The following is a 21,621-nucleotide window of genomic DNA, read 5'->3' as shown; positions in this document are numbered from 1 at the left end:
CCCACTATGCCATCCACCATGAAGAATACCCTGTTGTATCTGGTTACTGTTTTAATCTGGGGCTCTACCTGGTTTGCTATTGAATTTCAGCTCGGCGAGGTTGCTGTTGAAGCATCACTGCTGTACCGCTTTGCGCTGTCGGCGCTATTAATGTGGCTGTTTTGCTGGTGGCGCCGGCTGCCAATGCGTTTTAGTGCTAAAGATCATGGCTTTATCGCGCTGCTGGCACTGTTTAATTTTGCGCTGAATTACATTTTAATTTATCAGGCGCAGCAGTATTTAACCTCAGCTATGACCGCCATCGCCTTTACCACCATGCTGCTAATGAACATTGTTAATACACGGTTGTTCTTTGGCAAACCGGTGGCCAAGCGTATTTATTTTGGCGCTTTAATGGGTATCGTTGGCATTGTAGTGCTGTTTTACCCCGACTTAGACGGCCTGGATTTCACTAACGCCAGTTTAATTGGTTTAATACTGGTGCTGGGCAGTGCGCTTAGCGCATCGCTTGGCAATATGGCCAGCGTGCGTAACTCCCGCGCTGGCTTACCCATTACCCAGGTTAACGCCTGGGGCATGCTGTATGGCGCCGTCGGCCTGTTGCTATTGGTACTAATCAGCGGCACGCCGTTAACGTTCAGCACTACGCCGGCGTTCATTATTTCGTTGCTGTATTTAGCCGTGTTTGGATCGGTTATCGCCTTTGCCACCTACTTTGCGCTGTTAAAAGGTATGGGGCCGGAAAAAGCCAGCTACACCATAGTGCTGTTTCCGTTGGTCGCCGTGGTGCTAAGCACCCTGTTTGAAGACTTTGTCTGGACTGGCTACACCTTCGCCGGCTTCGCCTTAGTGCTGCTGGGTAATGCACTGGTATTAACTCCCTTTGCAAAAATTAAAGCTTTGCTGTTCAGCCCGCGGCCCCAGCTGGCACCGTAACTGCAAGCGGTATTTTCCGGCCCGGTTCAGTTCGCAACAATATATTTAGCTACTAAGATTGTTTATCGCAATGATGCGTCACTGGGCCCGGCTGGCAGAGCTTTTATTTCACACCTAAAGATCTCAATGCTGATTAGTGAGCTTGCTCAGGTAGCTAAATTTTCGAAGTAAGGCACCAACCGGTCGATAAAGGTGCGCAGCGCCAGAGACTGATGTTTGCGGGAGCGGTATACCGCATAAATGCCCAGTGCTACCGGCTCATAATTTGGTAATACCTGCAGCAGTTTTTTAGCATCAATAAGCGGCTGCACGGTATGCCGTGGCTGCAATGAAATACCTCGCCCTTTTAACACGGCTTGCAGCAACAACGACGATTCATTAGCGCTGTAATTGCCCGATACCATTGCCACAACCGGCTGGCCGTCTTTAGTAAAATGCCATAAGCTTTTGCCAAAGTTAGAGTACATTATACAATTATGTTTAGCCAAATCATCCGGGTATACCGGGTAGCCATGGCGCTTTAAGTAATCTTCTGTAGCACACAATACCGAGCGGCAAATACCCAGCGGACGGGCAATAATATTCGGATCTAATTCGTTAGTAATACGGATAGCCAAATCTATTCTGTCTTCCACTAAGTGCGTTACCTGATTGCTGATATGCAGATCTATCCGCACTTTGGGATAGTCATCTAAAAAAGCATCAATACTTTTTGGCAATAAATCGGCGGCAACAAATTGCGAACAGGCAATGCGGATCGTACCCTCTGGCTGGGCTATCACATCTTGAGCTAATGGCGTGGCTACCTCTTTGGCCACATCCAGCATTGAGCGGCAACTGATAAAGGCTTTTTCACCGGCTGCAGTTAGCGTTAACTTGCGCGTAGAACGGTGCAATAACTGCGCATTGGCCCAGCTTTCCATTTCAGCCAAATAGCGTGTCACCATAGAGCGCGACATATCCAGCGCCTGCGCGGCGCCCACTAAACTGCCCTGCTCTACTATGCTGACAAAAACTTCCGCTGCTTTAATTCTGTCCATCGAAACCTCTATATGTTCGATATATGCAACTAACTATTGTCAAATATAAAGTTTATTGCAAGTTATTTGCAACCTACACTTAGCGCCATCACGTAATGCCAACCCAACACCGCAGAGGTAATGATGAAATTTATAGCTAAAGTAGTTCAGGCCGGCGCCATAGCCGCCATGGTATCGGTGTCAAGCCATGCCGCCGGAGACAGCTTGCAAACTACCGTATTTAATCCACAAGACAAAAGCACCTTCCCGGTAAGTTCGGTGTTAATCAGCGGCAAAACAGAAGCCATTCTGGTGGATGCCCAGTTTCAACGCAACGATGCCGAGGCTGTGATTGAGCTGATTAAGCAGTCGGGCAAAACGCTCACCAGCATATATATTAGCCATGGAGATCCGGATTTTTATTTTGGTTTAGATGTGATCACCGCAGCATTCCCCGCGGCAAAAGTGCTGACCTCAGCTGAAACACAAAAATACATTAAAGCCACGATGGATCCGAAAAAAGCATATTGGGGTCCTATCCTAAAAGACAATGCACCGCAGCAGCTGATAGTGCCAGAGGTATTGCAAGGCGATACCTTACTGGTTGATGGTGAGCAGGTAAAAATCGTTGGCCTGAATGGCCACGACCCTAAGCACAGCTTTGTTTGGATCCCGTCCAGCAAAACGGTACTAGGCGGCGTGGTAATATTTGGCAATATGCATGTATTTTTAGCCGACAGCCAAACAGTAGAGTTGCGGCAGAAGTGGCATCAAACCTTAGACGTGATAGCAAAATTGCAACCGGACACAGTGATCCCGGGCCATATGCTGGGCGACAAGCCGTTAACCATGCAAGCAGTAAACTTTACCCGCCAATATATCCGCGACTTTGAAACCGCGGCGGCCGCTTCAGCTGACTCGGCAGAGCTTATTGCCAAAATGAAAGCCTCTTATCCGGCGATCGGTGGCGACAGCATTTTAGCCTTAAGCGCTAAAGTGATTATGGGCGAAATGAAGTGGGGCCAATAACGACACCTGCCGTTTTTCCAATACTTATCAGGTTTTTACCAGCCTGATAAGTATGCACTACAGACCCCAACCATTAACAACTGTATCGCATATAGAGAGCTTAGCCATGACCAATCTTGACATAGTAAAAAGTACCTATGAAGGCAAGACGTCAGCAGAAAATGGCCAGAACCTGCAGCGTTTTATTACCGATGAAACGCTGTGGACAGAAGCGGCCGGTTTTCCTTATGCCGGCACCTATAAAGGTTTTGCCGACATTGAAAAAAATGTCTTCGCCCGCTTACGCAGTGAGTGGACCAACTACAACTTTAAAGTAGAAGATTATGTCGCCTCTGGAAACAAAGTTATTGCTTACGGTACTTACAGTGGCACCTATAACGCCACGGGACAGGCATTTAGCGCCAGAGTGGCTCATCTTTGGTTACTAGAAGATGGTAAAATAAAAAGCTTTGAGCAGTTCGTCGATAGCAAAACCGTACTGGATGCCATGTAATCCCGCTTGTGTCGGAAGTCCTCGGGCTTAACTTGTTAGTTTCAGCCCCACTACCCCGGCTAAAATAAGCACAAAGCATAATAGCTGAGTGGTGTTAATGCTTTGGCCAAAAAAGTAATGGTTAATCAAGGTAATAGACAGCACCCCAACCGCTAACCATACTAAGTAAGCCGTCGCCGCCGGGATCTGTTTTAACGATAAACCAAACAGCAGCAAGCTGGCAGTCATGCAAGCTACGGCAAACAGTACATAAGGTATTTTGCTAAAAGAGGCAGATTTTTCGATACCAATTAACCAACCGGCTTCCAGCACACCAGCAATAATCAGAATAAACCAGTACATAAACTCACCCCATATCGTTATGGGGCCGTCCCCGTGTGACATAGAGCGGTGAGGTCGTCCTCACTTCAAAGGCAGGTTAAAACCGCGGCATTTTGGCAAAACCGTCAGCAAAGTTCAAGCGCTGGCAGCATCTGCATTGACGTTTTGCCATTGCTGGCGAAGCACGCTGTGTATTTTATAGGCCGACGGCAAGCCATCTCGGACAGTTAACCGTCTTACGTGCAGTTCATTCGCGGGCAATTGCAAGCTTTGGGCAAGGCTGTCAAAACACAACAAACTAATAACGAACAGTGTCAGACGAATATTCATTTAAGCGAAATACCGGCACTCAGGTGGCTTTACATTAGCAAAGGACGTGACGTTATTCAAAAAAACCGCACCTGATAAAATACATGCTGCATTTGTAATTAAATAACGGTTTCAACAGCCTACTTATAACAGTAAGTGCACATACACCAACTATAAAACGCGCTGCCAATAGCGCAGATGGTTATCAATCGCTATTTATGCTAATTTCATCGCAACAGATATGCGACGGGAACGCCTCACTTTTGCGTTTTATCTATCAGATTGTTTTACTGGGCATCTGCTGTGCCTGTGCTTCGGTGCTAGCCGAACAGACCGACATCAGCCAGTTGCAGCAACGGGTAAAAGAAGCCCGCCAGCAAGGTAATATGGATGAGGCCGAGCAATTAGCCAGCCATTATCTTGCCTTAGCCGTCAAACAAAACAACCTTGTCGAACAAGGCAACGCCTATTTCAATCAAGGCAGAAATGCCATGGAACGCAACAATTACATTGATGCTAAGCCATTGCTTGAACAAGCCATCGCTTTGTTTCAACGCACTGAGCAAACCAAACTGCAGGCCGATGCCCTGCGCCAACTCGGCATGACCTATCGCTACCAGAGTAATTACCCCAAAGCACTAGAGCTGCTGTATCAGGTAATGCAAATGTACCAGGCTCTGCAGGATACCTCAGCTATCGCATCCACTTACAACAGTATTGGCACGGTGTTGGAAAAAATGGGCCAGTATGAAGCAGCGCTGCAAGCCCATCAGCAATCGCTGGCACTGCACTATCAATTAGGCGAACAGAGCAACATTGCCAGTGCTATTTACAACCTGGGTGATTTAAACCGCACGCTTGGCGATAGTCCAAAGGCCTTAAGTTACTTTTTACAATCACTTGAACTGGACAAAGCCACAGGTGATTTAAGAAACATAGCCTATAGCCACAACAAACTGGGATATATGTATTGCGAGTCAGGCGATTTTGTCGCGGCAGCTGAGCATCTGAACCAAGCGCTCGCGTTATTTGTACAAGTGGATGCGCCGCGCGATGCCGACTGGGCGCGGGTAAATTTGGCCAAGCTGGCAATGGCACAAAATAACCATGACGAGGCACAGCAGATACTGGATAACGTCATCGCACGAGCACAACAAAAGAACTATCACAGCTTGCTGGTTGATGCTTACAAAATGGTATCCGAGTTGGCAATACGAAAAGGCGATGACGAGGCAGCACTGAGTTATATCGCCGCCGGTTTAGCACAGGCACAGCAAAACAACGAACTGGCCGACGAAGCCCAGCTGCAAAAAATGCGCGTTGATGTTTTAATCCGCCAGGACGCGGTACGTGATGCGTTAACGGCACTACTGCAACAAAAAAAATTGGAAGAGGACATTTTCAGTAGTAAAAAAGCTGCCACAATCGCCTCTATTCAAGCGCAAACAGAATATACCCGCCAGCAGCTACAAATCGAACGCTTGCAACAACAACAGGCCCTGCAGCAGGCAGGATTGGAGCAACAAAGACTGACGCGCAATCTCTGGCTTGTTGGCCTAACGGCGGTATTTGTGTTGATGTTGTCATTATATCGCCGCTACATCCAGCAGCAGCAAAACCGCCGGCTGGAGCAACAAGTAAACGCCAGAACACAAGAACTGAAACAAAAACACGCCGAATTGGAATCCGCCTATCAACAACTGGAAACCATAAGCCTTACTGATAAACTTACCGGCCTGCATAACCGCCATTTCCTTGAGAGCCATATAGAAAATGATTTAGACCATTGCCAACGTTTATATCAAGACTGGCGGGCCGGTAAAACTGCCAAACCCGAAAACGCAGATCTCGTCGTGTTTCTTATCGATCTGGATAATTTCAAAGCGCTGAATGACACCTACGGTCATAATATCGGTGACGAAGTCCTTAAAAGACTAAAACACAGAATGCAACAGGTGTTTCGTCAAACCGATTATCTGGTGCGCTGGGGCGGTGAAGAATTTGTTGCCGTGGCCCGCTTTATAAACCGAGAAGATGCAAAAACCCTTGCCCAGCGTTTTATCGAGACCATACAGCAAAGCCCTTTTATCATTGAAGGGCTAGCACCGTTGCAGGTTAGCTGTTCTCTGGGTTATGCCTGTTATCCGTTGGATATGAACCAACAAAACAGTCGCTGGCCAACCCTGCTAAGGCTGGCAGATTTAAGCCTGTACGCCGCTAAATACTCTGGCCGAAACGGCTGGGTGGGTATAGAAGACTGCAAAACACAGCTAACCTCTGCCAATATCAGTGCTGAGCAGTTACAACATTGGTTAGAGCAAAACAAAGCAATAGTTCATCACTCGTTTCCAGGCTCACTCTACTGGCAGCAGCCCTAACCAGCCTTACACGCTGTGAGAAAATCATATCTTAGGCAAAAACTCAGACAATGCTTTAAAAAAAGTGTATTCATCCAACCCGGCCCGGTTAAGTGGTTTAGCCTGCGCGCTCCACATTGCTACCACCAGCTGTTTATCGGGATCGACAAACACATACTGGCCAAATATGCCTTCTGCCGCATAGCTGCGGCCATGCATCGGCCAGAGCATATAGCCGTAATCGACGGTTTTGCCACCGATTTTCTGACGGCTGCTGGCCGCCTGCATCCAGCCCTTTGGCAACACCTGCTGCGGTTTGCCGTTTACAGTAATCACGCCGTCATTTAGCCAAAACAAACCTAATCGGGCATAGTCGCGCAAGGTAGCCGACAAACCGCTACCACCTATTTCCAGCCCATCGGGAGATTGCAGCCACCAGTTGGCATCGGCCTGCATACCCAGCTTCGACCAGATTTTCTCAGACAAATACTGCGCCACCGGCTTGCCAGTCGCAGCCTGCACCAGCGCGCCTACCAGCTGGGTTTCACCGGTACTGTAATTCCATACTGTGCCCGGCTTAGCTGCACGCGGTAATGCCGCCATTAAGTCTAAAATCGCGCCCGGCTGCTGGCTTAACTGGGCTTCCAGCATGCGCCGCCGGTCTGACGCCGGATCGGTATAGGTTTCATTCCAGGCTACGCCTGAGCTCATTTGCAGCAGGTGTTTAACCGTAACGCCATCGTACGCCGTGCCGTTAAAGCGCGGCAAGTACTGCACAATTGGGTCATCAATACTGCGGATAAAGCCATCCTGAATGGCAGCGCCAATTAAGGTGGCGGTAATGGATTTAACCACCGACATCGACATCCAGCGCGTATCACGGTCATTCCCCAGCAGGTACTTTTCAAATAAAATTTCACCGTTGTGGATAATCAGCAAGCCGCTGACACGGTTCATCGATAGCACATCGAACAAATCATACGTTTTGCCATCAACACTATAGGAAAAATCCTGCAGCGGCTGGTCGCTAAACGGCAAAGTGCTTACTGCCCCACCACGCGCTACGGTGCGGGTAGGGAAGAGCCGGTCGATATTGCGAAAAGTATTAACCTGAATATCAGGGTACAGCTTGCCGTCGTAAATCTGGCGCACCGAGCCGATAGGCTCATGCATATGGCGATAGGCTAATGGCGTCACAGCATCTGCTGAGCGCGTTTTTTCTGCGGCAGTAGCAAAGCTGCTTAGGCTAAGCAATATGGCGAGGGTAGCCATGGTGCTAGGTTGTATGAAGTACATTGGGTACCTATCCTTTTTTAGTGGTGACATCTTAAACGCACTACTCATTATAGCGCTTGTCGCAGCCGCACAAACCGCGCGAAACGCGGCAAGCCATGTTTAGTCAGGCCGTTATAGCGGTAGGTAATTACGCTACCAATTGGCGGTGGTGTCTGGCGTAGTGCATCGGTTAAGCCGCTGCCAATGGCAAAGATTTTACCGTCAGCGGTTTTAACAATTAACGCGCCCACCATACCTTGATATTTTCCCTTGCCCGGCCGGTAGCCGATCACCTGCGCTTCAGTGTCTTGATAGCTCTTCAGTTTTAGTAAATCGTTGCTTCTACCAGTTTTATATAGCGCGTCCTGATGATGCAGCATTAAGCCTTCAGCGCCGGCCTGCTCCAGCTCGCTAAGTTTAGCCGCCAGGGCCGCTTGATCGGCGATACGGAACTGCGGTACCAACATCAAATAGCGGCTGTTTTGCTGTGCAACAAGGCGCTGCAGTGCATTGATGCGTTCGGTAAAACTGCCCTTGGCCTGCGGTAATTCGAACAGGTAATAGCGGATCTGCTGCCATTCACTGTCAACCGGCTGCTGTTTACTGACAATGCTTAAGGTTTCGGCAAACTTATTACGGCCCAGCCACAGTTCACCATCTAACGGCTGTGGCGGAAAATCAGCCACAAACCAGGCCGGCGCGGCAATCACATTACCACCGCGCGAAATTAACTGTTTACCATCCCAGTAAGCCCGCACGCCGTCGAGTTTTTCACTGACCCAATACTGCTGCACATCAACAGTGTCGTTATACACTTGCGCCAGTAACAGCTCAGGTTTGCTGGCAGCCGTAAGCTGGCAGCAGACCACCAGCAGTAACACAATTAACGTTTTAGTCATCAATTAGCATCTTTTTATTTAAAATAAAAAGTGTAGTAACAAAGCCGGTTTAGGCAAGTTAGTGGTTTGACCGTCACAAACGGCCCAGTAGGGTTTCTGCCATCGCTACAACAGGTTCACTGGCAAAGTCCCGATTAGCTAAAACTATAAGGGTATAACCCTTATCTAAATAAATCCGCATGGCGGAACTGACACCGATAAAATCACCACTGTGGCCCACTACACGGCCATGGCTATTAGTCTGCACCGAAAAGCCATAACCATACCAGGCTGAGTTTAATTCCGGCTTGGCGCTGTACGCTGCCTCGGTTAAGGCCTTGGGCAGCAACTGGTATTGGGTTAACGCAGTGGCAAACTGGTATAAATCGTTAATGGTGGAATAACCACCACCGGCAGGGCTGCCTTTAATGGCGTGCATAAACCAGTTGGTTTGCATTGACTGTAATTGTTGCGAGTAGAAATAACCCATCGCCATATTGGGCGTAACGCCATCAATATCAAAGTTGCCACTGTTCGGCATGCCGGCTTTAGCATAGATATGCTGCTGCACATAATCGTCATAACTTTTACCCGATACAGCCTCTACCACCATACCCAGTAGCAACATACCTTCATTGCTATAGCTAAACCGGCTGCCTGGTGGCGAGTTGAGCGGTAAGTGTTTCAGGAACGGACGGTGATCATTTAAGTTTCTTAATTTATTCTGCGACATATCCGGGTAGCTTGGCCAACCCAGTCCGGCAGTATGCGTCAGCAGTTGCGCTATGGTGATGTTGTCAAAGTCACCAGCGGCGAACAGTTCGCGGTCGAGGTACTTTATTAATTTGTCTTCCAGCGCCAGCTTTTTCTCTGCGACCAACTGTAATACGCTGACCGCAGTAAACATTTTATTCATTGAAGCTAAATTGAATTTGGTGTCAGTATTGTTTTTCACCTGGTAGCGCAAGTTGGCCATGCCTTTTGCCGTTTGATACAACACGCCCTGCTGATCTGCCAACAGCACAGTGCCGGAAAACAGCCCGCGCCCGGCCAGCCGGTCAATATAGCCAGCTAACTCACTCACCACTTGCTGTTGACTTAGCCTGGCTAAGGCTTTATCTGCAGCACCTGTGCGGTAATTAAGGCTAATCGTGCTGACTTTGAACGGCGCTTCTGCGCTAAAACCCAACCTTAGCGTGTAATCAAGTTCAGTATTGTGCGAGCGCAGTTTGGCCTCATAATAGCGTTGTTCCGGCGTCATTGGCTGCAACGACAGCAAGGTAAAAGCGCCATGAAATCGCTTTTCCGCACTAAGATAACCGATATAACGTTCGCGACCGTCGCCGCCAAAGCTCTGCAACACGTCGCTATGCAGTTGGCTGTCAACAAAATGGCTTACCGCGTGCGGCTCATTACTTAGCAGCATAGCGATTGCGGCGTCCATGCCGGCTTGATACTGTGCCACTTTGCCCTCAGCGCTGTTATCAGTGCCGCCAACAGTATTGGCGTAGGTTGCTGCTGTGGCAAAGCCCAGCGCTAAGATTAGAAAAAGTTTCAACATATCAAACAGGTGTATAAATTTTAACTGTGAACGTATCATAATAAACAGGCACCCCGGCTCAGTTGATTGGCAATTGCTTCAGACGGCAATTTAGGTGGCAATATCAACAGCGGCAGCGTTTACTGCCGGCACAGTGAAATAACCGCCGCCAGTGTTTTGCAATTAGCTTGCTTTGGCGATAAACAAAGCCTGCTTTTTTTGTTCGGAAAGTGTTAATTAAAATTAAAACAAGGAATATCATTAACTTGGAAGTTTTTGAAACAGCAGACGTCAGAGATAAAAACACCGCAGAAGCCGCTCTGCTGGCCAGGTTTAGCTTAAATGAGTACCTTATTTCGCCGGCAAGCGGGGAAGTATTGCTACCGGACGGTACTGTACTGACCTTAGAACCTAAAGTAATGCAGGTGCTGTTGGTATTAACAGAAACAGCAGGTAACGTAATAAGCGCAGAGCAGTTATTTGCCCGGGTATGGCCTAAATCTATCTACAGCCCGGTTTCTGTCAGGCGCTCAATCAACCAGTTGCGTAAGGTATTTAACGATACCAACAAGGTATTAATTAGCACCCATCCTAAACGTGGCTATGCACTGCATGCCGCTATAGCGCTGACAAATGGCAAGCAACCAGCGGCGCCGACTGGCACTGTGCTATCAATTGGCGCTGCGCCTCAACGACGCGCAGGCAGGCGTAACTATATCGCCGCCATTGCTATGGTTGTGGTTTGCGCATTAGTACTGCTGCATAACGTCCAACAGGCAGCTGTAAAGTGGCAGGTTTCAGAGCTGCAGCCTGTTACCGCGACAGCAGCGCAAGAGTCTTTTAGTATCTTTACGCCCGACAGCCAGGCTGTGATATACGTAAAGCAAACTGCTGACGCACAGCATATGCAATACAGCGAGTTGTGGTTAACGTCGCTGGACAGAACACAAAACCAATTGCTGTATCGCAGTAACAGCCGCATTGATTTCTTTGCCTGGCTGCCAACCAGTGCCGACCACCCCGCCAGTTTAAGGCTACTAGTTGCCTCGCAGCAGGCAGATACAGTGCGCTTTGTTAGCTTAACGCTGTCTGATGATTACCAGCTACAAGCTCGCAGCGAGCATTTTGCTTTGCCGGACACCGAGGTTGTCAGCCCGTTTTTCAGTGTGGGAACAAGGGTGTTTTTTTTAGCGCAGCAGCAGGGCAACCAGAAACTGTACCAGGCCAATTTAGCCAGCGGCCAGCTAGATTTGCTGTTATCGCCCAATCATCAGTTTTCGCCGTATCGTATCGCTGCCTCAGCGGATGAGGACGCTATTACTGTACTGGGTTTTGATCAGCAACAGCGCTCGCAAATTAAGCTGCTGTCAACGACGACGGCAGAGATCAGTGATGTTAAAACGCTGGATGCTAACTGGTACTTTATCGCCTACAACAAAGCGTTTGGCGGCTATTTACTTAGCGATGGTAAGGGCTTGTTCGCGTTAGACGAGCAACAGCAACTGACTAAACTTCACTTTGAAAACTATGCTTTTTTACACTATCCGGCGTTATCGCCAACTGGCCGTCAGCTTAGTTACACTCAGGCGAAAATTAACGGCAATATCTTCAGCCTCGACTTAACCGGCCAGCAGATTAGCCAACTTAGCCACTCTACTATGCACGACTGGCAAGGCAGTTTCTCTGCTGACAACCGCCAGTTAGCCTACGTGTCGAATAAACACGGCCATAGCCAGGTGTTTGTGCTGGATCTCGCCACAAACACCGAGCGGCTGGTGTACGACAACCAAGACCAGCAGTTGGCATTATCGCAACCTGTTTGGTCGGCTGACACTATGCAGTTGGCCTTTGCCAGAAATCAGCGTTTGGTTATTGTTGATCTGGCCGCTGCGACACCGCAGGTGCAACATTTTGATCAGGTAATTGGCGTGCCAACACAATGGCTCGATGGCGGCGATAGTTTACTTATCAGGCAGGCATCGCAACCGCTTAGTCGCTGGTTTACCTTTGCTGTTGCCAGCGCAAAACAACAGCACATTACCGCCAGTAACTGGCCGCAGGTGCTGCACGAAAACCAGCGCTTTGAAATAGGCTTGCAGCAAATACAAGACGCCGACACTAACCCTGTCTTTGTCACAGACAAGCAATACCGTATTGCACAGCACTTTGCTAAAAATGACGGCATCTATTTGCTGTTGCGCCAGCCTGCACCAGCACAGGACAATACCGAAGTATGGTTTTTTGCCTATGCCAGCCAGAGCGCTGAGAAAATATCCGCTATCCGCGTGCCTGATCAAGATATCTCGGATATCAGCCAACAGCAGCTGCTGTATAGCTCATTTAGCGTTGAAAAAGATATTCATACTTTAAAATTAACTAAGCTATAGAAATCCGGCCACAGCCAGAGCAACAGTTAATCTAGCATGTGCCAGCATCTAAGCAGTTGCCGCTCAACGTTACCGAGGCGCGAAGCATAATTTGCTTCTGCCGCAGGGTAACGGCATTATTCTTCGGGGTATTTGTTAATTGAGCACAGGCCGCAAATAGTCCGGGCCAAGTTGCCGCATTTGCCGTTCAACCCAAACGACACGCTGCTGCAGATAGGGGGTTAAATCGCGCGGGTTGCGTTTACGCGGGCTGGGCAATAACACGGCAAGGCGCGCAGCCTCGTTCTGGCTCAGGCGACTGGCTGGCTTGTTGAAATAGTGCTGACTGGCCGCTTCTACGCCATAAATGCCTTTGCCAAATTCGGCGATATTTACATACACTTCTAAAATGCGCTTTTTACCCCAAATCGCTTCCAGGCTTAGTGCCAATGTAGCTTCCAGGCCCTTACGCACCAAGCTGCGGCCTGGCCATAGCAGCAGGTTTTTCGCGGTTTGCTGGGTAATAGTGCTGGCACCACGCAGGCCGTCGCCATCGTCAAATTTCTGCAGTGCTTTGCTGATCTCAGCAAAATCGACACCGACATGCTGAGGAAATCGTTGATCTTCAGACGCCACCAGCGCAAGTGGCACATGGGATGGCAGGGTATCAATACTTACCCAGCTTTGGTTTACCGGATAGGGGCTTTGCAGCATATAAGCCGATGTTGGCGGTGGTATAAAACGTAACGTCAGTAACAGCGCCAATAACATCAACAGCACGACCAGCACAAAGCGCCACAACACATGCCATGTCCAACCCAAAAAACTGCGCTCATGCTGTGACATCTATCCTCTCTTGACCGGTTTTATAAGCTGATACCAAATTATAGGCTATGGAATATGAACAAAAGTTGGCGCTGTGCCTGCACTGCCCGTCTTAGGCACATTAGGGCAAACATGTCGCAGTAGCCGCCAGGGCTGTTGTCTGTTAGCTTATTTAAAAAATAGTAACAGGAACACGCCGATGCTAAAAAAACAGCAGCTCTTTTCTTTATTGGCCAGCGCTATCCTTGCTTCTGCCAGTAGCAGTGCAATAGCCAGCAACCCTGCAGCCCCCAAAGTGACTGTGGCCGACTGGCTGGCACAAAGTAGCGCTGCCGATTGGCGCGAGCTTGACGCCGACAACACCTTATATCTGCAACTGCCAACTGGCCGGGTAGTTATCGAATTAGCCAACGATTTTGCACCGAAGCATATCAGCAATATTAAAGCACTGGTACGCGAAGGCTTTTACCAGAACATACCTATAGTGCGGGTGCAGGATAACTATGTCGTACAATGGAATGAACCCGACGGCGCTGCGCCAAAACCGCTAAAGCACGCCAGTCGCAGCCTGGCGGCAGAATTTACTGTTCAGCTGCCAGCTAATTTTGCCTTTACGCCTTTAGCTGACCGCGATGGCTACGCACCACAAACCGGCCATGTTAACGGCTTTGCCATGGCGATAGACCCAAATACCAACCACGGTTGGTTAACCCACTGTTACGGCGCCGTGGGTATCGGCCGGGGTAACGACGCTAACAGCGGCTCCGGCACAGCAATGTATGTGGTAACTGGTCATGCGCCACGGCATCTGGACCGCAATATTACTTTGGTAGGCACTGTGCGCCAGGGCATGGAGCTATTGTCGAGCCTGCCCAGAGGACAAGGCGCTATGGGTTTTTATGCTTCAGCCGATCAGTACACGGTTATCCAAGACATTGCCCTTGCTGCCGACCTGCCACCAGCACAGCGCACAGCGTTGCAAGTGCTGCGCACCGACACAGCAACCTTTGCAGGCGTGGTAGAGGCCCAGCGTAACCGCGGCGGCGATTGGTACCAACAGCCGGCCGGTTATATTGAAGTGTGTAATGTCAGAGTGCCGGTGAGAGAAACGCCGGTGCAATAGCCGCCGATCTGATGGCGCTATGGGACATTAGCAGTGATAAAACTCAATGTCTTACCAGCAATTACAAACTCTGAGATCTCTTATATGATTTTTTGCCTGAAGCGTGGCAATTTCAAACAATAAATCTTTCTCTTTTTCTATGTGATTTCGTGTCAGATTCTCAAATTTTGTACTATGCAAAACATTTGAATGCCGCATTCCGACTGTCTTGACACTACCAATTTCTTTATTGGTCGTTAAGTCATAAATAATAGTCTTGCCACTGGAAAACAGGTAAGTCATGTGCTCAGTGCCAAGATTAGAGATTTTTGATAAGCCATATCCTTTCACGTTCTGCGTCACTGAAAAAGTGTTTCCAGATCTACTGTCATTTGCATAACTTTGATACTCAGGGATAAAAACAACCAATAGCGCAAAGCCCTGATTCTTTGCATCAATTAAAAGAGTATCTGGCTTTTGAATACCTTTTAATACCTTTTCTAATTTTAATTTATCAACGTTAGCCAAATTCTGGAATGTAAATTTTGAGTCTTTGCTACTTCTAATTATTTCATCTTGGATTTTTTGATCGAAGTTCCACTCTGAAACATCAATACTTTTCGCATCATTATTAAAAATGGTAGTCCCCGTCATGACTAAATCAAACGAATCACCCATTAGCGAAATATAAGCAAGCTTACTGCCAGGTTGATATTGCGCCATCCGCTCTGATGGAGACATTGCACAACCGAACAGAGTTAAGGTAAAAACACAAATTAAAATACTATTTACAATGCTTGCCATCGGATTCCACTTTCCTGTTTTTGACAAAAATACGTGCGCCAGCTTCAAACTATTGAATAACTACCCAAACAACTATCGAAAAACGCCATGCTCAGCAATAGCTCAGGGCTCAAAGTCCTGCGTTTCCAGATACAGTTGTTGTACCTTTATGCCTTGTTGCTGTATCGCACCAAGCACCTGCTCTGGTGTGCTTTGATGAAACTGCAGAACTTGTGGCAACGCAGACACCTTGAGAATATGATCATAGCCCGGCGCGGTACCAATCTGATGCAGCAAAAACATCTGGCCATGGTGGCTAAATGCGGTATAGCTGCCGTTGTCAGCTGGCTTGTTTACATCTGGCAGTTGGCGTTGGTATAGCTGGCGGTTAAATGTCACGGCAATGCCGCTTAACCAGCGCTCGCCGCCACGTTCAAAATGGCCCTGGTAAATATCAGCATTGACGGTAAATGTAGTGGCGTTAATCATCCGGCGCAAATCAAAATCGGCCGGTAACAACGTCAGCAACCTGTTCTGCTGCAGCTGTGCCAGCACCGCTTGCTGAATGTCGGCTGCTAGCGTCACTTCATACACCAATTGATAGTCGTGTGGCGGCCGGTACAGCGGTAAATGTGATACCAACAGGCTGTCATTGGCAGCAAAAAGTACCATACCGTGGCTACCGGTATAATCATGCTGGTGCGGCGTTTGCGCCGACAGCCGTAACGGCAGGCAAGCCAGCAATAGCGACAATAGTGACAATAAAATTTTCAAAGTGACATCCGCCCAACGGTAACTGAAGCTGGCAGCTATGCTAAATCAGGCCAGCCGGCTTATCCAGCGTAAGTTGCAGTGTGACCAGGCTGGCATCCGAATAAAAGATCAATTTCACTGACCCTATTAATTGCCAGCTCGACAAACCCCAATCAGCGGTTTGTCCGCTGTAATGCCTTGCTTGCCGCAATGTCTTCCAGCCGTTCTGCTAGCCACACTTTAATGATGGATTGCTGGGTAACGCCTACCCGACTCGCTTCTTTATCAAGCGATTCAATCATCCATTCCGGAAAATCTACATTGACCCGACGTTGCGCTTGATTTGGCCGCTGAATAGTCGACAGATCAAGATAGTCAATAATATCAACCGCTTCATCGTCAAACTTTTGGTCAAACATTTCAGCTTTCATAAATTTCAATCTCCGCGTTACGAGACCGCCTGACTGAGATAATCCTGATAATCTCACCCCGCTATCTATGGAGTCAGTGAGGTTGATATTTCAGCTCTGAATTTAATTTTGATCTGATTCTATTGGCCTCAACAGCCAGCCTATCTCAGTAGCCTGACACTTGCGTTTTAGCCCACCCGGTACGTCAAGCTTTTCCAGGCAGTTAAGGCTATAAACCTTGCTGTAGAGTTTATGCATCTCAGCGCTATCAACAGAAAACGGCGGGCCTGGTAGCTGCGTTTGATCATACTCAAAGCAAATGACCAGTTGTGGCGCAGCCTGGCTGATGCTTATAAGGTGCCGTGCATAGTGCTGTCGCATAGCATCCGGCAAGGCTACCAGCGCGGCGCGGTCATAGATGGCGGCCACCGGGCCGAGGGTGTTTTGCGACAACTGAAAAATATCGCCGACAAACACCTGCAGCTGTTCCGCACGATAATGCAGCAAGTTACCCGTGCTACTAACGCCAGGTGTTAACCCCAGCTCAGCAAACAGTTCTTGCACAGCCATTTCGCTTAACTCGGCGCCAACGACCGAATACCCCTGCTCCAGTAGCCAGTGTATATCCAGGCTTTTACCGCACAGTGGCAGAAAAACGGTGGCGCCAGGTGCGAGTGCCAGCTGGTTAAACCAACTTATCAGCAACGGGTTGGCCGCTGCCTGATGAAACGCTATCTCTCTTTTTTGCCATTTTTCCTGCCAGAATTCCGGGTTCACACGCCTTCCTTTTATTTTGTCGCTAACGGCCTACAACAGTTGCCGCTTGGCATTAATCAGCTTTAATAACTCCACCGTGGCGGTGGCGTCTGCCAGCGCGCGGTGGTGGTTGGTAAGTTTGATATCCAACTCTGCACACAGCTTGCCCAGGCTGTAAGATGCCAGCCCGGGATAGTAGCGGCGCATGTTTACAACCGTGCACAGCTGCGGCATATCAAAGGGGATTTCACAACGGGCGAATTCGCTGCGGATAAAACCGTAGTCGAACTTAGCATTATGCGCTACAAACACTGCGCCTTGTAAAAACTCGCTTAGCTGTGTCGCGATATCAGCAAACTTGGGCGCCCCCTCTACCATGGCGTTGCTGATACCGGTTAAGCGGCTGATAAAAGACGGAATAGGCCGCTCAGGGTTGATCAGGCTGTTAAAGCTATCCAGCACTTCTCCACCTTGCACCTTAACTGCGCCGATTTCGGTAACGCGATCAGTACCCGCTTTGCCGCCGGTGGTTTCCACATCCAGCACTACGTATAAACGATTCGGATCGACTATCCACTGCAGTTTTTCAATGCGCGCGGTAAAACCGGCGTTTTGCAGCGCTAACAACCGTGCTAATTGATGGCGCTGTATTTTATCGCCGGGTGCCTTTACTTCAATAAATTGCAGTTGCTGATCTTTAATTAACAACAGATCCGGATAGCCGCTGCTGTGGCGGGCGAAATCTTGCGCCATGGCACGCAGTATTGGCGCTAAGGCACTGTTACTGCCAGCTTTGGGGGCGTGCTGCAACAGCGGTAACAGCTGCTGGGCTAAATCGCTGTGCCAGTAAAACAGGCTGTTGGCCTTGCCGTAATGCGCGGTTAAAGCAGCCAGCATTATGCCGCTGGCGTTTGGCGCGGCCAGTTGCACTAGCTTTTGTTCTATTTCACTTTCAAACTGCTGATAAAAGCCACCAGCGGCTAAGTTACGTGGCCGGCGCTCAAACGGGTTATGCAGCCCGCTAGCCGGGTGTTCAAACAGCTCATGCCAAAACCACAGGCCAAATAACGCCAGCCAGAGGTTATTTTCGCCATGAAACACCGTATAACCCTGAGCAGCATAATGCGCCATTAGGCCCTGCTCGGCTTTGCCCAGATGCAGCTCGTCGATACCTACCAGCGGCGCATCGTGCAGTAATTGCGTAAGCTGCGATTTTTTACGCCCACCAGCGGTTTCAGCAAATTTACGCCGGTAAAAATCTTCAGCAAACAGCCATTCTTCGTCGCAGCCGGGGTCATCTAACAACTGCTGTAAATATTGCCGGCACAGTTGCTCGTCGCCTGCTTGGGCGTAAAGCCTGGCTAAGCGTTCACTGGCCGGAAAGCCATTACTGTGCTGATAAAAGGCGATGGCAAAATCATTATGTTGGTATTGTTCGGCCAGCTTACCAAGGCTGTAACAGCGCTCGCTGCGTTTAAGCAATAAAGCGTTGTCATCCGGCAGCGGCCACTGTGCCACCACACCAAGCCATTGGCTTAGCAACTGTCCGGCGTTATCCGGCTGCTTTTTCAGTTGTTTGCCAAGCTCAATAATCGCCGGTTTGGCTTGGGCCAGCTTATACGCCAGTTGCGCCTGCTGGGCATGCGTAAAGCGCGGGCTAAATTGCTGTTTAAATTGGCCGGTTTGGCGAATGCCTAAATCACGCAGGGTAAACAGCGATAAATTGGCCTCAATGCGGCCAAAATAAAGGAAATAAATATAGTTAAGCGCATCCTGGCGTTGTAACACCACATAGCGCTGCGGTAATTTGCGAATAAGCGCCAGCCAGTTAACCGGCAGCTTTAAGGCGGCGCCGAGTAACTGCGGTTTGGTTTGGCTTTTTTTAGCACCATGCGACGCGGGTAATTCAAGCTGTGCCATCTGCAACAGCTGCCACAGCGTGTCTTTGGTTAATCGCAGCCAAAAATCGGCTAAGTCGGGCGCGGTTAACGGCGCAATAAAACCGGCGCTGGTTAACTCGTCTAGTAGCGGCCCGGGCGGGCCGATTTCGCTGTAATCAAGTTCGGTGTCAGCAAATACGCTGCCTTTACGGTTTAGCATGCGCACCAGCAATTGCTGTGCACTGTGGCTAAGGCCGTTAAAATCACTAATAAAGGCAGCACTGTCGGCAGTTAACACCGCCTGATAATGCTGGGTAATAAACTGCAGCAGCTCGTTAAAGTGCTGCAGGTAATAACCAGGGTCGAGGTCTTTACGCGGCTCGCTCATTAGCTGGCGGTTATACCTTACGCAATAACGGTGCTAACCAGATAACCGGTATAGCCGAAAAACACGGCCAGCAATAAACCGCCCTCTACCCGATTGATACGGCCCTGTTTTTTGTAGCCATAGCCCATGGCAAATACCGCTGCAGTCAGCACAGCCATTAGCGTCCAGTCACGCGTTAGCACCACGGCATCAACCGCCATCGGCTCTATCGCTGCAGCAATACCCACTACCGCTAAGGTGTTAAACAGGTTAGAGCCGATAATGTTACCCAGTGCGATGTCATGCTCGCCTTTTTTAATGGCGATTAACGACGAGGCCAACTCCGGCAACGACGTGCCGATAGCCACCACGGTTAAACCAATCACTAAATCGCTGACGCCTAAGCCCTGAGCAATAAACACCGCGCCGTATACCAGCATACGTGAGGCGATGATTAGCAGCACCAGCCCCACCACTAACCAGATAATGGCTTGTTTTAACGTCATTTTTGGCTGTCCGGCCAGGTCTTCATCAATTTCAGCGGCCAACGCATCTTGCGGGTTACGCATGCCCTGCCAAACCGACCAGGCCATAATGGCAAAAAACACCCCCAGCAAACACCAGGCATCCATCCGGCTAAGCTGATGATCAAACATTTGCCAGCCGGCAAACAAGGTTACCAGCATTAAAATAGGCAGCTCTTTGCGCAGCACCTGCGAGTGCACTGCAATAGGGCTAAGCAATGCTACCAAACCTAAAATAAGCGCAATATTGGTAATGTTTGAGCCATAGGCATTACCCAGCGCCAGCGCCGGGTTACCATCGCTGGCGGCCATGGCCGACACCACCATTTCCGGTGCCGAGGTACCAAAACCAACAATTATCATACCAATTAATAACGGTGGCATACCGGCGTAACGTGCGGTAGCAGCGGCACCGTCGACAAAGCGATCAGCACTCCATACCAAAAGTGCCAAACCGGCGATTAATGCAACAACAGCCAATAACATGGGAGGGGTCTCTCAGGTTGTTTGAATTACGTCTAGCATAGCATGCGGCTATTTAGCGACGAAGTGCTGGCCGTGGCTTTTTGAAACTAAAGTTGAAACCGGTTAAGCTGGCCGCTGAGTAAAAACGGAGCCCGCTATGACCACCTTAATTACCATTTTAGCCCTGCTGTTTGCCGCCTTATTTATTCTGGTAACCTTGGCAGAAAAATTCGGTAGCCGCGACAGCGAAAAAACCGCCAAACTAAGCCAGTACATTATGCCATTGGTAGCAGCACTGATCGCCGCTCAACTGATTAAGTATGTGTTTTTCTCTGATTAAGCCCAACTTAGCGGGTTTAGCCGGTAAAAACGGCTGAGCTGCTGATACAGCTGCGGGTGCAAGTTGGCGAGTTGCTCAGGTTGTTCAAAAAACACCTCGCTGATAACAGCAAAAAACTCGGCCGGGTTAGTTGCGCCGTAGTGATCAAACAAGCTGCTTTGGCCACTTTGTGCCTGCAGCTGCAAACGGCGGAATTCCTCTGCCATTATGCCGGACCACTGTTGATAGTCGCTGCTGCGTTCCAGCAACGGCGCACCGTTGGCAACACCTTTTTCCTGATCCAACTGATGCGCAAATTCGTGGATCACCACATTGCGGCCATCAGCAGGGTTAGCCGCACCGTCCAGCGTGTCGGCCCAGCTTAAAATAACCTTGCCCAGGCCCCACGATTCCCCCGACAGCACCCGGCGCCGCTCGTGCATTACACCGGCTGTATCGGCCTGGCTGCCGCTGACAATAAACGCCGCCGGGTACAGCAAAATTTGCTGCAGTTTCGGGTAGTAATAATCCGGTCGGTTTAACAGCAGCAAACACGCCTGAGCCGCTATGGTAACGCGCATTTCATCGGTTACCGTTAAGCCATCGCAGCCGATAAACTGTTTTTCGGCGACAAATACCTGAATATGTTTTTTTAGCTGCAGTTGCAAATCGGCCGGTAACACGCGGAAATACGGCAACCGGCGTTTTAAGATATCGCGCCACGCTGCCGGGAAGGCTTTCGCCATGATCTGCCGGCGCTTATAACGTTGTCGGATTGGCATAAACAGCACCAGCGCAATGATCGCTGCGCCCAATAACAGGGTAATAAAGATAGCCAAGCTTCACCTCGGGCGTTTAGCGCAGTATGCTGCCAACAGTATGGTTTGAACTTAATGCGGTGTCGGCGGGCGTTT

The 21,621-nt window shown here is 49.3% G+C and carries 21 protein-coding genes; 7 read left to right on the top strand and 14 right to left on the bottom strand.

The annotated features are described in order from the left end of the window. Positions 1-18 precede the first annotated feature (18 nt). Complete coding sequence (locus tag I4W93_RS11890; RefSeq protein ID WP_205311571.1) at positions 19-936, top strand: DMT family transporter; 918 nt, start codon at positions 19-21, stop codon at positions 934-936. A 146-nt stretch (positions 937-1,082) separates the two neighbouring features. Here I4W93_RS11890 and I4W93_RS11885 read toward each other — a convergent pair whose 3' ends face one another. Beyond that, positions 1,083-1,976 (bottom strand): LysR family transcriptional regulator, encoded by an 894-nt coding sequence (locus I4W93_RS11885; protein WP_205311572.1) that lies wholly within the window; start codon positions 1,974-1,976, stop codon positions 1,083-1,085. Positions 1,977-2,096: 120 nt separating this feature from the next. Between I4W93_RS11885 and I4W93_RS11880 the strand changes: the two genes are divergently transcribed. Further along, a complete protein-coding gene (locus tag I4W93_RS11880; protein ID WP_224673406.1) occupies positions 2,097-2,984 on the top strand; it encodes an MBL fold metallo-hydrolase in 888 nt (295 codons plus the stop codon). Positions 2,985-3,090: 106 nt separating this feature from the next. Continuing rightward, complete coding sequence (locus tag I4W93_RS11875; protein WP_205311573.1) at positions 3,091-3,477, top strand: nuclear transport factor 2 family protein; 387 nt, start codon at positions 3,091-3,093, stop codon at positions 3,475-3,477. Between the two features lie 27 nt (positions 3,478-3,504). Here I4W93_RS11875 and I4W93_RS11870 read toward each other — a convergent pair whose 3' ends face one another. Both I4W93_RS11870 and I4W93_RS11865 read right to left on the bottom strand, forming a co-directional pair. Next, positions 3,505-3,819, bottom strand: coding sequence for a DMT family transporter (locus tag I4W93_RS11870; RefSeq protein ID WP_205311574.1), 315 nt, complete (start codon positions 3,817-3,819; stop codon positions 3,505-3,507). Between the two features lie 114 nt (positions 3,820-3,933). Next, positions 3,934-4,128: a hypothetical protein gene (locus I4W93_RS11865; protein WP_205311575.1), complete on the bottom strand. Its 195-nt coding sequence runs from the start codon at positions 4,126-4,128 to the stop codon at positions 3,934-3,936. Positions 4,129-4,370: 242 nt separating this feature from the next. On the opposite strand from I4W93_RS11865, the gene I4W93_RS11860 reads away from it, so the two are divergent. Next, positions 4,371-6,485 carry a tetratricopeptide repeat-containing diguanylate cyclase gene (locus I4W93_RS11860; protein WP_205311576.1) on the top strand — a complete coding sequence of 705 codons (2,115 nt, stop codon included), beginning with the start codon at positions 4,371-4,373 and terminating at the stop codon, positions 6,483-6,485. A gap of 24 nt (positions 6,486-6,509) precedes the next feature. On the opposite strand, the gene I4W93_RS11855 is transcribed toward I4W93_RS11860, so the two are convergent. The 3 genes from I4W93_RS11855 to I4W93_RS11845 form a co-directional block, all read right to left on the bottom strand. Next, the gene (locus I4W93_RS11855) at positions 6,510-7,760 is read right to left on the bottom strand and encodes a serine hydrolase domain-containing protein (RefSeq protein ID WP_224673404.1); all 1,251 of its coding nucleotides are present in this window, start codon (positions 7,758-7,760) and stop codon (positions 6,510-6,512) included. Positions 7,761-7,807: 47 nt separating this feature from the next. Next, complete coding sequence (locus I4W93_RS11850; protein WP_205311577.1) at positions 7,808-8,638, bottom strand: DNA ligase; 831 nt, start codon at positions 8,636-8,638, stop codon at positions 7,808-7,810. A 73-nt stretch (positions 8,639-8,711) separates the two neighbouring features. Beyond that, the gene (locus I4W93_RS11845) at positions 8,712-10,178 is read right to left on the bottom strand and encodes a serine hydrolase domain-containing protein (protein WP_205311578.1); all 1,467 of its coding nucleotides are present in this window, start codon (positions 10,176-10,178) and stop codon (positions 8,712-8,714) included. A 245-nt stretch (positions 10,179-10,423) separates the two neighbouring features. On the opposite strand from I4W93_RS11845, the gene I4W93_RS11840 reads away from it, so the two are divergent. Next, complete coding sequence (locus tag I4W93_RS11840; protein WP_205311579.1) at positions 10,424-12,544, top strand: winged helix-turn-helix domain-containing protein; 2,121 nt, start codon at positions 10,424-10,426, stop codon at positions 12,542-12,544. Positions 12,545-12,679: 135 nt separating this feature from the next. On the opposite strand, the gene mtgA is transcribed toward I4W93_RS11840, so the two are convergent. Next, a complete protein-coding gene (gene mtgA / locus I4W93_RS11835; protein WP_205311580.1) occupies positions 12,680-13,369 on the bottom strand; it encodes a monofunctional biosynthetic peptidoglycan transglycosylase in 690 nt (229 codons plus the stop codon). A 178-nt stretch (positions 13,370-13,547) separates the two neighbouring features. Between mtgA and I4W93_RS11830 the strand changes: the two genes are divergently transcribed. Then, entirely contained in the window at positions 13,548-14,471 is a 924-nt protein-coding gene (locus tag I4W93_RS11830; RefSeq protein ID WP_205311581.1) for a peptidylprolyl isomerase, read from the top strand. Between the two features lie 51 nt (positions 14,472-14,522). Here I4W93_RS11830 and I4W93_RS11825 read toward each other — a convergent pair whose 3' ends face one another. From I4W93_RS11825 to I4W93_RS11800, 6 genes are all read right to left on the bottom strand, one after another. Then, positions 14,523-15,254: a hypothetical protein gene (locus tag I4W93_RS11825; protein ID WP_205311582.1), complete on the bottom strand. Its 732-nt coding sequence runs from the start codon at positions 15,252-15,254 to the stop codon at positions 14,523-14,525. A 102-nt stretch (positions 15,255-15,356) separates the two neighbouring features. Beyond that, entirely contained in the window at positions 15,357-16,007 is a 651-nt protein-coding gene (locus I4W93_RS11820; protein ID WP_205311583.1) for a hypothetical protein, read from the bottom strand. Positions 16,008-16,159: 152 nt separating this feature from the next. After that, complete coding sequence (brnA, locus tag I4W93_RS11815) at positions 16,160-16,417, bottom strand: type II toxin-antitoxin system BrnA family antitoxin (RefSeq protein WP_205311584.1); 258 nt, start codon at positions 16,415-16,417, stop codon at positions 16,160-16,162. A gap of 102 nt (positions 16,418-16,519) precedes the next feature. Next, positions 16,520-17,173, bottom strand: coding sequence for a thiopurine S-methyltransferase (gene tmpT / locus I4W93_RS11810; protein ID WP_205311585.1), 654 nt, complete (start codon positions 17,171-17,173; stop codon positions 16,520-16,522). A 30-nt stretch (positions 17,174-17,203) separates the two neighbouring features. Continuing rightward, on the bottom strand, positions 17,204-19,420 hold the full coding sequence (locus tag I4W93_RS11805) for an exonuclease domain-containing protein (protein ID WP_205311586.1): 2,217 nt from the start codon (positions 19,418-19,420) through the stop codon (positions 17,204-17,206). Positions 19,421-19,437: 17 nt separating this feature from the next. Beyond that, on the bottom strand, positions 19,438-20,409 hold the full coding sequence (locus I4W93_RS11800; protein WP_205311587.1) for a calcium/sodium antiporter: 972 nt from the start codon (positions 20,407-20,409) through the stop codon (positions 19,438-19,440). Between the two features lie 136 nt (positions 20,410-20,545). Here I4W93_RS11800 and I4W93_RS11795 point away from each other — a divergent pair, with 136 nt between their 5' ends. Continuing rightward, positions 20,546-20,728, top strand: a complete 183-nt coding sequence (locus tag I4W93_RS11795) for a hypothetical protein (RefSeq protein WP_205311588.1) — start codon at positions 20,546-20,548, stop codon at positions 20,726-20,728. Here the strand turns inward: I4W93_RS11795 and I4W93_RS11790 are convergent. Beyond that, positions 20,725-21,546 (bottom strand): M90 family metallopeptidase, encoded by an 822-nt coding sequence (locus I4W93_RS11790; RefSeq protein ID WP_224673403.1) that lies wholly within the window; start codon positions 21,544-21,546, stop codon positions 20,725-20,727. The two genes, I4W93_RS11795 and I4W93_RS11790, sit on opposite strands and share 4 nt — an antisense overlap. Between the last annotated feature and the right edge of the window lie 75 nt (positions 21,547-21,621).

The organism is Rheinheimera maricola, from assembly GCF_016918075.2.
Classification (GTDB): Bacteria; Pseudomonadota; Gammaproteobacteria; order Enterobacterales; family Alteromonadaceae; genus Alishewanella; species Alishewanella maricola_A.
The sequence above is the reverse complement of the archived record's forward strand: the minus strand, read 5'-3'. Positions and strand labels throughout refer to the sequence as shown.

Coding starts and splice junctions, on each gene's coding strand:
- I4W93_RS11880 (WP_224673406.1), top strand. CDS start 2,097: ATGATGAAATTTATAGCTAAAGTAGTTCAGGCCGGCGCCATAGCCGCC.
- I4W93_RS11805 (WP_205311586.1), bottom strand. CDS start 19,420: ATGAGCGAGCCGCGTAAAGACCTCGACCCTGGTTATTACCTGCAGCAC.
- I4W93_RS11800 (WP_205311587.1), bottom strand. CDS start 20,409: ATGTTATTGGCTGTTGTTGCATTAATCGCCGGTTTGGCACTTTTGGTA.
- I4W93_RS11870 (WP_205311574.1), bottom strand. CDS start 3,819: ATGTACTGGTTTATTCTGATTATTGCTGGTGTGCTGGAAGCCGGTTGG.
- brnA (WP_205311584.1), bottom strand. CDS start 16,417: ATGAAAGCTGAAATGTTTGACCAAAAGTTTGACGATGAAGCGGTTGAT.
- I4W93_RS11875 (WP_205311573.1), top strand. CDS start 3,091: ATGACCAATCTTGACATAGTAAAAAGTACCTATGAAGGCAAGACGTCA.
- I4W93_RS11795 (WP_205311588.1), top strand. CDS start 20,546: ATGACCACCTTAATTACCATTTTAGCCCTGCTGTTTGCCGCCTTATTT.
- I4W93_RS11825 (WP_205311582.1), bottom strand. CDS start 15,254: ATGGCAAGCATTGTAAATAGTATTTTAATTTGTGTTTTTACCTTAACT.
- I4W93_RS11865 (WP_205311575.1), bottom strand. CDS start 4,128: ATGAATATTCGTCTGACACTGTTCGTTATTAGTTTGTTGTGTTTTGAC.
- I4W93_RS11855 (WP_224673404.1), bottom strand. CDS start 7,760: ATGTACTTCATACAACCTAGCACCATGGCTACCCTCGCCATATTGCTT.
- mtgA (WP_205311580.1), bottom strand. CDS start 13,369: ATGTCACAGCATGAGCGCAGTTTTTTGGGTTGGACATGGCATGTGTTG.
- I4W93_RS11885 (WP_205311572.1), bottom strand. CDS start 1,976: ATGGACAGAATTAAAGCAGCGGAAGTTTTTGTCAGCATAGTAGAGCAG.
- I4W93_RS11830 (WP_205311581.1), top strand. CDS start 13,548: ATGCTAAAAAAACAGCAGCTCTTTTCTTTATTGGCCAGCGCTATCCTT.
- I4W93_RS11890 (WP_205311571.1), top strand. CDS start 19: ATGAAGAATACCCTGTTGTATCTGGTTACTGTTTTAATCTGGGGCTCT.
- I4W93_RS11850 (WP_205311577.1), bottom strand. CDS start 8,638: ATGACTAAAACGTTAATTGTGTTACTGCTGGTGGTCTGCTGCCAGCTT.
- I4W93_RS11845 (WP_205311578.1), bottom strand. CDS start 10,178: ATGTTGAAACTTTTTCTAATCTTAGCGCTGGGCTTTGCCACAGCAGCA.